Genomic DNA, 9,347 nt, shown 5'->3' on the forward strand with positions numbered 1-9,347 from the left:
AAAGGCTCATGTTTGAGCAGCTTAGCGAGAAGCTCTCCGCCGTGCTCGGCCAGCTTCGCGGGCGCGGCGTTCTCACGGAAGAGGCTGTCAGGGACGGGCTCGAGACCGTCCGCCGCGCGCTGCTCGAGGCCGATGTCGGCTTCGACGCGGCCCGGCAGTTCAGCGAGCGGGTCCAGGCGCGGGCGGTGGGGGCGCCGGCCCTCAAGACGGTGGCGCCTGGGCAGCAGCTCGTGAAGATCGTCCACGAGGAGCTGGTGCGGCTGCTCGGGGAGCAGGCGGCGGCGATCCGGTTCGCGAGCGTGCCCCCGACGGTGGTTTACCTGGTCGGGCTCCAGGGCTCGGGCAAGACGACCACGGCGGCGAAGCTGGCCAGGCGCCTGGTGGTGGAGCAGAAGGCGCCGTTTCTCGTGGCGGCGGACGTGTACCGGCCGGCGGCGATCGAGCAGCTGGTGGAGCTGGCGGCCCGGGTGAAGGTGGCGGTGCACGCCGAGCCGGGGCAGGCCGACGTGGTTGGGCTGGTCAAGCGCGGCGTGGAGGCTGCGCGCCACGCCCGCGCGCGCACCGTGCTGGTGGACACCGCGGGCCGGCTCGCCATCGACCCGGAGATGATGGCGGAGCTGGAGCGTCTCAAGGCGGCCGTGCCTCCGCACGAGGTGCTGCTGGTGGCCGACGGGATGACCGGCCAGGACGCCGTGCGGATCGCGCGCGGGTTCCACGAGGCGATCGGACTGACCGGCGTGGTGCTGACCAAGATGGACGGGGACGCGCGGGGCGGCGCGGCGCTGTCGATCTACGCGGCGACCGGTGCGCCGATCAAGTACATCGGGACGGGCGAGGGGCTGGACGCGATCGAGCCGTTTCGTCCCGAGCGGATCGCGGGCCGCATGCTGGCGATGGGCGACGTCCTGACCCTGGTGGAGAAGGCCGAGCAGTCGCTCGACCGGGAGAAGGCGGAGCGGCTCGCGCGCAAGGTGACGACGAAGAAGGGGATGGACCTCGCCGACTTTCTCGACGCGTTGCGCGAGATGCAGAAGCTCGGCCCGATCGAATCGCTGCTCGGGATGCTGCCGGGCGTCGGGCGCGAGGCGATGAAGGCGGTCAAGGCCGCCGACCCGAAGCGGATGAAGCACGTCGAGGCGATCGTGCTGGCGATGACGCCCGAGGAACGGAAGAACCCGGACATCCTCAACGGGTCGCGCCGGGCGCGGATCGCGAGGGGATCGGGGCGGCCGGTGCAGGAGATCAACCGGCTGCTGACGCAGTTCAGGGAGATGGGGAAGTTCATGAGGGGCATGAAGGGCGTGAAAGCCGCGGGTTTCCCGCAGCTCGGCCGAGGAGCGAACTGAGATGGCGGTACGGATGCGGTTGCGCAGGGTGGGCCGGAAGCACCAGCCGGCGTTCCGGATCGTGGTGGCGGACCAGGAGTCGCCGCGCGACGGCCGGTTCGTCGAGCTGCTCGGGCACTACTACCCGCGCGGCAAGGGCGGACAGATCGAGCTGGACAAGGAGAAGGTCCTGGCATGGCTGGGCCGGGGCGCCAAGCCGTCGGAGACGGTGGCCTCGCTGCTGAAGAAGGCGGGCTGCTTCGCCGCGACGCTGCCCGAGCCGCCGGTCTCGAAGGCGTAGCACCGGTGAGCGGGCCGACCCATCTGGTGGTCGGTCTCCTCAAGAAGCCGCACGGGGTGAAGGGTGACGCGCTGATCTACCCCGTGACCGACGAGCCGGAGACCGTCTTCGCCATCGGGAAGAGGCTGGTGGTGCTGGACCGGGACGGGCGGGAGACCGGCCGCGAGCTGGTGATCGAGCGGAGCCGGGACTACCACCGCGCCTGGCTGCTGCACTTCGCAGGCATCGACGTGCGCGAGGGCCTGGACGAGCTGCGCGAGCGGCACCTCGCGATTCCGGTCGCGGAGGCCCGGCCGCTCGACGACGGCGAGTTCTACATGCACGAGCTGGTCGGGCTGAAGGTCGCGACGGTCGACGGGGCGGCGGTGGGGACGGTGGCCGAGGTCGTCGAGGCTCCGCAGGGCTGGCTGCTCGACGTGGCCGGGAGCGAGCGGCATCACCTGATCCCCTTCACCCGTGCCGTTGTCGAGCGGGTCGACCGGGCCGGGCAGCTCGTGGTGATCGCGCCGCCGGCGGGCCTGCTGGAGATCTGATGCTGCGCGTGGCGGTGGTCACGCTGTTCCCCGAGTTCTTCACCGAGCCGCTCGGGGTCAGCATCCTGGGACGCGCGGCGGCGAAGGGCCTGGTCGAGTACCGGGTGGTGCGGCTGCGCGACTACACCCACGACCGCCACCAGACCGCCGACGACACGCCGTACGGCGGCGGCGCCGGCATGGTCCTCAGGCCGGAGCCGTTTTTCGAGGCGGTGGAGGACCTCCGGCCGGCGGGTCCCGTGGTGCTGCTGTCGGCGCGCGGGAGGCCGTTCGGGCACGACGAGGCGGTGCGGTACGCGGTCGGCGACGGGCTCACGCTGCTGTGCGGGCACTACAAGGACGTGGACCAGCGGGTGGCCGACCACCTGGCGACCGAGGAGCTGTCGGTCGGCGACTACGTGCTCTCGGGCGGCGAGCCCGCGGCGCTGTGCGTGATCGACGCGGTGGTGCGCCTGCTGCCGGGGGCCCTGGGCGACCACGAGTCCGCGTCCGGGGACTCGCACTACGAGGGACTGCTGGCGCCGCCGTCGTACACGCGGCCGGCGGAGTATCGCGGCCACGGGGTGCCCGACGTGCTGCTGTCCGGCGATCACGGCCGGATCGCGATGTGGCGCCAGGCCGAGGCCGAACGACTGACGCGGGAGCGACGCCCGGATCTCTGGGCGCGCTACCTCGAACGGATGGGAGAATGACCATGGAACGGCTGGCATCGGTGCGACTGGAAGGGCGCAGGAGCGACCTTCCCGATTTCCGCGCGGGGGACACCATCAAGGTGATGGTCCGGGTGCGCGAGGGTGACAAGGAGCGCCTCCAGGCGTTCGAGGGCGTGTGCGTCGGCCGCCGGGGCGGCGGCGTGAGCGAGACGTTCACGGTCCGCAAGATCTCGGCGGGCGTGGGGGTGGAGCGCATCTTCCCGCTGCACTCGCCGGGCATCGCGACGGTGGAGGTGGTCCGCAAGGGCAAGGTGCGGCGCGCGAAGCTCTCCTACCTCCGCCGCCTGGCCGGCAAGGCGGGGCGCATCCGCGAGCAGCGCGAGGGCGTGAAGGAGACCGAGAAGGTCTGACGGTGCTCGACTTCACGGTCGAGCGCAGGTACTTCGAACGCGGGCTGCCCTCGGTCGCGGGGGTGGACGAGGTGGGCCGGGGCCCGTGGGCGGGCCCGGTGATCGCCGCTGCGGTCGTGATCACGCCCGACTCGCCCTGGCTCGAGGGCGTCGACGACTCGAAGCTGCTGACCCGGCGCCGCCGCGAGGATCTCGCGGCGGCGATCGTTTCCACCCTCGCCCACGGCGTGGGCGGCGCCAGCGTCCGCGAAGTGGACCGCTTCAACGTGCGCGGCGCCACGGCGCTCGCGATGCGCCGCGCGCTGTCGCGGCTCCGGTGCACGGTCGGGCTGGTGGTGGTGGACGGGACGCCGATGCCGGAGCTGGGCCGCGCCCACGAGGCGATGGTGGACGGCGACGCCCGGTGCTACGCGGTCGCCTGCGCCAGCATCGTGGCCAAGACGGTGCGGGACCGGGTGATGCGGCGGCTGGGCCTGCGGTATCCGGACTTCGGCTGGGAGCACAACGCGGGCTACGGCACGCCCGACCACCGGGCCGCGCTCGACCGGCGTGGCCCGACTCCGCATCACCGCAGGTCGTTCACGCCGGTCGTGCAGCGGTCGCTGTTCTAGGCCGTCAGCTCACCTTCAGGTCCTTCGCCATTCCGTGCAGCACGTGGTCCTTCCCGTCCTTGGCGTCGGGGAGGAAGCAGAACAGCCCGTAGTCGCCGGCGGCCAGCTGGACCGTGATGACTTCCGACGCGCCGGGCCCGAGGGCGGTGGCGCCGCCGTACGGCTTGGCGGGCGGCATGCCGCGCATCTTCGCCGTCTCCACCCAGGTCACCAGATCCGCCGCCTTCTTCCGCGGCGCCATTTGCGCGATGAGCATCTCGTGCGCCTGCGGCCCGTCGTTCACGACGCGGATCGTGTGCGCGCCGGGGGTGAGATTGCCCGTGACGTCGAACCCGTAGTCCTTGAGGTGGATCGTCATGTCGGCCGTGGGCGCGCTGGCCGGCGTCTCCGCGCTGGGCGTGACGGTCAGGGCGCGCACCATGCCGTGGGCGAAGTGCGGGATGCCCGCGCTGTCCGGGATCAGGCACATCAGCGCGTAATTGCCCGCCGCGAGGGTCAGATAGGCGATCGCCGTGTCGACGCCACCGGGCGCCACCGCGTTCGGACCGCCGACGAACCGGATCCACGCGGGCGGCGGGCCGGGGTTCTTCATCGCGTTCATCAGGTCGGCGGTGGTCTTGCCGGAATCGAGCGCCACGACCTGGAGATGGTGCAGGGACGGGCCGTTGTTGACTAGGTGGATCATCTCGAGCCCCGCCGAGACGCTGTCGGGCGCGCTGAAGGTGAAGTCGCTCGCCGCCACGATGACGTGGTTGGGCCCGGCCTGCGCGACCGGCGGCACCTCCTTCTTGGCGCAGCCCCCGAGTGCCAGGGCGCACGCGAGCCCGACGGTTCCGAACGACGTCCAGCGCTTGGACCACGACGACCGACGCATTTCACACCTCCGGTGCTGGGCGCACGACGCGCCACGGGGCGGGTGAGACCTTCCGATGGCGGTTGCTGAGCGGCGTAATGCTATCGAGGTCGTGCGGATTGCGCCAGCGGACGGAGCCGGCCCGGGTCGCGGCTACCGGGGCGCGGGCTGGGGCGCGTCCAGCACCTCGCGCACCTTGCGCAGCAGCTCGGCGATGGTCCACGGCTTGGGAAGGAACGGCACGCTCCGGTCGAGCGTGGCCCGCTCCTGCACGTCCCGCGCCGCGTACCCGCTGGTGAACAGCATCCGGGGAGCCGCGCCCGCGTCGCGCAGGGCGCTCAGCAGCTGCGGCCCGCTGGTGTGCGGCATCACCACGTCGCTGATGATCAGGTCCGCCGGCGTCGGCCGGGCCTGGATGAGGTTGAGGGCGTCGAACCCGTCGGTCGCCGTGATGACGGTGTAGCCGAACTTCTCGAGCACCCGCTTGGCGGTGCGCCGGAGCGTCGCGTCGTCCTCGACCAGGAGGATGGTCTCGCGGCCCTCCCGGATCTCCGCGGCGGGGGCCGCGCGCGCGGCGTCCGCCGCCTCGGCGGCGACGGGGAAGTAGATCCGCACCGTCGTGCCGAGCCCCGGCTCGCTGTACACGTTGATGAAGCCGCCGTGCTGCTTGACCAGGCCGTACACCATCGCCATCCCCAGGCCGGTGCCCTGGCCGACGGGCTTGGTCGTGAAGAACGGCTCGAAGATGTGCTGCTGCGTCTTCGCGTCCATCCCGGCGCCGGTGTCCGCCACCGAGAGCACCACGTACTCGCCGGGCGCGCCCCAGCCGTGCGCACGGCAGTAGTCCGCGTCGAGGGCGCCGTGGCCCACCACCAGCCGCAGCGTGCCCCCGGCCGGCATCGCGTCCCGCGAGTTGGTGACGAGGTTCATCAGGATCTGCTCGACGGCCCCGGGGTCGGCGCGCACCACGGCACCGGGCGTGTCGACCTGCACGGCCACCTCGACGTCCTCCGGCACGATCCGCCGCGCCAGCCGCGCGAAGTCCGCCACCAGCCCGCCCAGCGGCAGGGCCTGGAGCTCGAGCGGCTGCTGGCGGCTGAACGCCAGCAGGTCGCGCGTCAGCTCGGCGGCGCGCACGGCGGCCTGGTGGATCACCTCCACGTCGTCGCGATGCGCCGTCCCAGGCGCCAGGCCGGATGCCAGCAGCTCGCTCGAGGCCAGGATGGTGGTGAGCAGATTGTTGAAGTCGTGCGCCACGCCGCCCGCCAGCTGGCCCACCGCCTCCATCTTCTGCGCCTGCCGGAGCTGCGCCTCGAGGGCCCGGTGCTCGGTGATGTCCTCGACGATGACCTCGTACTCCTGCACCGCGTTGTCGGCGTCCCGAACCGCGCGCCCGGACATGCGCGCCGTGAGCGGCGAGCCGTCCTTGCGCTTCCACTCGACCTCGATGTTCTCGAACCGGTCGGCCCGCTGCATCCGCTGGACGGTCGCCTCGCGGTCCTCCGGGCGCCGGTAGAACGCGGTGGCCGTCTTGAGCCCGATCAGCTCCTCGGGCGAGCCGTAGCCCAGCAGCCGGGCCAGCGTGCGGTTGGCCGAGAGCACGGTGCCGTCGGCGCTGCTGCGCGAGATCCCGAACACCGCGTTGTCCACGAAGCCGCGCAAGCTCGCCTCGGAGCGGCGCAGCGCCTCCTCGGCCCGCTTGCGCTGGACCGCCATCGCGATCTGGGCGGACACGAACTGCAGGATGTCGCGGTCGCGCTCCGTGTAGCGCACCCCCTCGGCGTAGGTCTGCACGACCAGCACGCCGGTCGTCGTGCCGCCGACGGCCAGCGGCACTCCGAGCCAGTCGAGCGACGGCGCGCCGATGAGCTCGACCTCGCCGCGGGCCTCGAGCTCGTGCGACACCGCGGGCGTGGCCAGGAGCGGCCGGCCGGTGCGCAACACGTACTCCGTCAGGCCCTTGCCCGGCGGCTTGGGCTCGGGCGGCGCGTCGAACTCGTCCACGAAGTACGGGAAGCTGATGATGTGCGTCTCGGGATCGGTCAGCGCGATGTAGAAGTTCCGCGCCGGCATCAGCTGGCCCACGATCCGGTGGATCGCGCCGAACAGCTCCTTGAGGCTCAGCGCCGTGTGCGCCGCCTCCGAGATGCGGAACACCGCGCCCTGGATCAGCTCCGAGCGCCGGCGCTCGGAGATGTCCCGGATGGCGCTGACCCGGATCCTCCGCCCCTGGTGCGGCAGGCTGCGGCCCTGGACCTCCACGTGGAACGTGGAGCCGTCCTTGCGCCGTGCCACGTGCTCGTAGCGCTCGGTCGATTCCGAGCGGTGCCGCTCCTCCACCATCGCCGCGTGCTCGGGAGCCACGAAATCGCCGATCGGCCGCCCGATCATCTCCTCGCGGCGATAGCCGAGCATGGCCGCGAGGTCCTCGTTGCAGTCGGCGATCCGCCCGTCCTCGGAGATGCCGATGCCCTCGAATGCCGCCTCCGAGAGCAGCCGGAAGCGCTCCTCGCTCTCCCGCAGCGCCTGCTCGGCTGCCTGGCGGGCGGTGATGTCGCGGACGATCGCCTGCACGTGCACCTTCCCGTGCAGCGTGAGGGCGTTGAGGGACACCTCCGCGTCGAACGGCACGCCGTTCTTGCGCAGGTGCTTCCAGGAGAAGCGCTGCGGCCGGCCCTGCAGGGCGGCGAGGATGAACTCCAGCGCCTTCTCGCGGGAATCGCGGCCGTCGGGCTGCAACGGAGGCGAGTAGTCCATCGGGGAGTGCCCGACCATGTCGTTCCGGTCCCGCAGCCCGAACATGTCCACGCACTTGGCGTTCACGTCGATGAAGACGGCGCCGTCCATCAGGAAGATGGCTTCGTCGGCCGATTCGAACAGCGTCCGGAACCGCTCCTCGGCGGCCCGGCGCGTCTCGTCGGCGCGCTTGCGGTCGGTCACGTCGCGGGCGATGCCCTGCTCGCCCACCACGCGCCCATGCTCGAGCAGCGGGGCGCTGTGGAACTCGCCGACCACGTGGCCGCCGGACGCGGTCCGGATCCGCAGCTCGTAGGGCGCGAGCCGTTCGCCGCGCAGGATGGCGGCGTACTTGTCGATGGCGCGCGGCAGGTCCTCGGCGTACACCAGCTCCGCGAACGGCCGGCCGATCCAGTCCTGCGTCCGCCAGCCCGTGAGCGGGGTGAAGGCGGCGCTCAGCAGCTCGATCGTGCCCTCGGCCCCGCGGACCCGGTACATCACGTCAGGGATCGAGTCCCACGGCAGACCGTCCGGGGTGGCCGCTCGCGCGGCCGCCGGCTCGCCTCGAGTCGCCTTTCCCCGCGGCCGCTTGGCTGGCATGGTCCCCCCCCCCGCTCGCTCCGGTGCGCCGCGGCGCCGACCCGCGCCGGCCGCGCCCGAGGAGCCTGGCTGCTGCTCCCACCGTACAGTCCGGGCGTCCGGCGCGCAAATCCCCCAAAACGGGAGCGCCGGCGCGACGAATGCCGCTCGGGCCTGCAGAGCGGCCGGACGGGGCCGGCCGGGCGCGGTGCGTCCGGCACCCCGGCCGCGCTGGCCCCCGGGTCCCGGGCGCCGTATGATGAACCTGCCGCACCGTGCCGCCACTCCCGGAGTGCTCCATGACGCGCATCGGCCTCGTCGGTGCCCTGCTGGCCGTACCCCTGGCGGCCGCCGCCCAGAACGCCCACACCCGCGAGGCGGCCGTCTATACCCACGCCGATTCGCTGCGCGGCTCGCTCACCAGCCCGGACCGCACCTGGTGGGACGTGACCTTCTACGACCTCCACGTCGCCGTCAGTCCGGCCGACAGCGGCATCCGCGGCTGGAACGGCATCACCTACCGCGTGCTGCGGCCCGCACGCCGGATGCAGATCGATCTCCAGCAGCCGCTGGTGGTGGACAGCATGGTGGCGGGCGGACGCCACGTCCCGTTCCGCCGCGACGGCAACGCGTTCTTCGCGACCCTGCCCGTGGCGGCGCCGGCGGGCGCCGTCCGCACGATCGCCGTCTTCTACCACGGCCGGCCGGTGGTGGCGCGCCGCCCGCCGTGGGACGGCGGGTTCACGTGGACGACGGACAGCCTTGGCCACCCGTGGATCGTGACCACCGATCAGGGCGTGGGTGCGAGCATCTGGTGGCCGAACAAGGACACCCAGGCCGACGAGCCCGATAGCCAGCGCATCGCGCTCACGCTGCCCGACTCGACGTTCGACGTCTCCAACGGACGGCTGCGGCGCGTGACGCCGAACGGCGACGGGACCACGACCTACGAGTGGTTCGCCGCTAATCCGATCAACAACTACGCGATCGCCGTCGCGGCCGGCACGTACACGCACTTCGGCGAGGTGTACGGCGGCGAGCGCGGCCCGCTCACCCTCGACTTCTGGCCGCTGGCCTACCACCTCGACGCCGCGCGCCGGCAGTTCGTGCAGGCCGCCTCGATGATGAAGTGCTTCGAGCACTGGTTCGGCCCGTACCCCTGGTACGAGGACGGCTACAAGCTGGTCGAGGTGCCCAACACCGGCATGGAGCACCAGAGCGCGGTGGCCTACGGCAACTGGTACGCGAACGGCTACCGCGGCCAGGACTGGTCGAAGACGGGCCTGGGGATGAAGTGGGACTTCATCATCGTGCACGAGAGTGCCCACGAGTGGTTCGGCAACAGC

9 protein-coding genes are annotated in these 9,347 nt (G+C 72.1%); 7 read left to right on the plus strand and 2 right to left on the minus strand.

The genetic code is table 11. From position 1 onward, the window contains the following. The first annotated feature begins 8 nt into the window (after positions 1 to 8). From ffh to VMF70_09990, 6 genes are read left to right on the plus strand one after another with little or no spacing between them, the layout of a single operon-like run. The gene (ffh, locus tag VMF70_09965) at positions 9 to 1,346 is read left to right on the plus strand and encodes a signal recognition particle protein (protein HTT68343.1); all 1,338 of its coding nucleotides are present in this window, start codon (positions 9 to 11) and stop codon (positions 1,344 to 1,346) included. Position 1,347: 1 nt separating this feature from the next. Next, positions 1,348 to 1,626, plus strand: a complete 279-nt coding sequence (gene rpsP, locus VMF70_09970) for a 30S ribosomal protein S16 (protein ID HTT68344.1) — start codon at positions 1,348 to 1,350, stop codon at positions 1,624 to 1,626. Positions 1,627 to 1,631: 5 nt separating this feature from the next. Next, the gene (rimM, locus tag VMF70_09975; protein HTT68345.1) at positions 1,632 to 2,159 is read left to right on the plus strand and encodes a ribosome maturation factor RimM; all 528 of its coding nucleotides are present in this window, start codon (positions 1,632 to 1,634) and stop codon (positions 2,157 to 2,159) included. Then, the gene (gene trmD / locus VMF70_09980) at positions 2,159 to 2,851 is read left to right on the plus strand and encodes a tRNA (guanosine(37)-N1)-methyltransferase TrmD (GenBank protein HTT68346.1); all 693 of its coding nucleotides are present in this window, start codon (positions 2,159 to 2,161) and stop codon (positions 2,849 to 2,851) included. Before rimM ends, trmD begins: the two co-directional genes overlap by 1 nt. Before the next feature lie 2 nt (positions 2,852 to 2,853). Then, on the plus strand, positions 2,854 to 3,222 hold the full coding sequence (gene rplS, locus VMF70_09985) for a 50S ribosomal protein L19 (protein HTT68347.1): 369 nt from the start codon (positions 2,854 to 2,856) through the stop codon (positions 3,220 to 3,222). A gap of 2 nt (positions 3,223 to 3,224) precedes the next feature. Next, a complete protein-coding gene (locus tag VMF70_09990) occupies positions 3,225 to 3,833 on the plus strand; it encodes a ribonuclease HII (GenBank protein HTT68348.1) in 609 nt (202 codons plus the stop codon). 4 nt (positions 3,834 to 3,837) lie between these two features. On the opposite strand, the gene VMF70_09995 is transcribed toward VMF70_09990, so the two are convergent. After that, on the minus strand, positions 3,838 to 4,707 hold the full coding sequence (locus VMF70_09995) for a hypothetical protein (protein HTT68349.1): 870 nt from the start codon (positions 4,705 to 4,707) through the stop codon (positions 3,838 to 3,840). 132 nt (positions 4,708 to 4,839) lie between these two features. Further along, positions 4,840 to 8,022, minus strand: coding sequence for a PAS domain S-box protein (locus VMF70_10000; GenBank protein HTT68350.1), 3,183 nt, complete (start codon positions 8,020 to 8,022; stop codon positions 4,840 to 4,842). Positions 8,023 to 8,300: 278 nt separating this feature from the next. On the opposite strand from VMF70_10000, the gene VMF70_10005 reads away from it, so the two are divergent. Next, a partial coding sequence (locus VMF70_10005) for a hypothetical protein (protein ID HTT68351.1) occupies positions 8,301 to 9,347 on the plus strand: 1,047 nt, incomplete at its 3' end.

The sequence above is a fragment of the Gemmatimonadales bacterium genome (assembly GCA_035502185.1).
Classification (GTDB): domain Bacteria; phylum Gemmatimonadota; class Gemmatimonadetes; order Gemmatimonadales; family JACORV01; genus Fen-1245.

Bases quoted from the DNA above. Each gene is read 5' to 3' on its own strand.
- ffh (HTT68343.1), top strand. From the start codon at position 9: ATGTTTGAGCAGCTTAGCGAGAAGCTCTCCGCCGTGCTCGGCCAGCTT.
- rpsP (HTT68344.1), top strand. From the start codon at position 1,348: ATGGCGGTACGGATGCGGTTGCGCAGGGTGGGCCGGAAGCACCAGCCG.
- trmD (HTT68346.1), top strand. From the start codon at position 2,159: ATGCTGCGCGTGGCGGTGGTCACGCTGTTCCCCGAGTTCTTCACCGAG.
- rplS (HTT68347.1), top strand. From the start codon at position 2,854: ATGGAACGGCTGGCATCGGTGCGACTGGAAGGGCGCAGGAGCGACCTT.
- VMF70_09995 (HTT68349.1), bottom strand. From the start codon at position 4,707: ATGCGTCGGTCGTCGTGGTCCAAGCGCTGGACGTCGTTCGGAACCGTC.
- VMF70_10000 (HTT68350.1), bottom strand. From the start codon at position 8,022: ATGCCAGCCAAGCGGCCGCGGGGAAAGGCGACTCGAGGCGAGCCGGCG.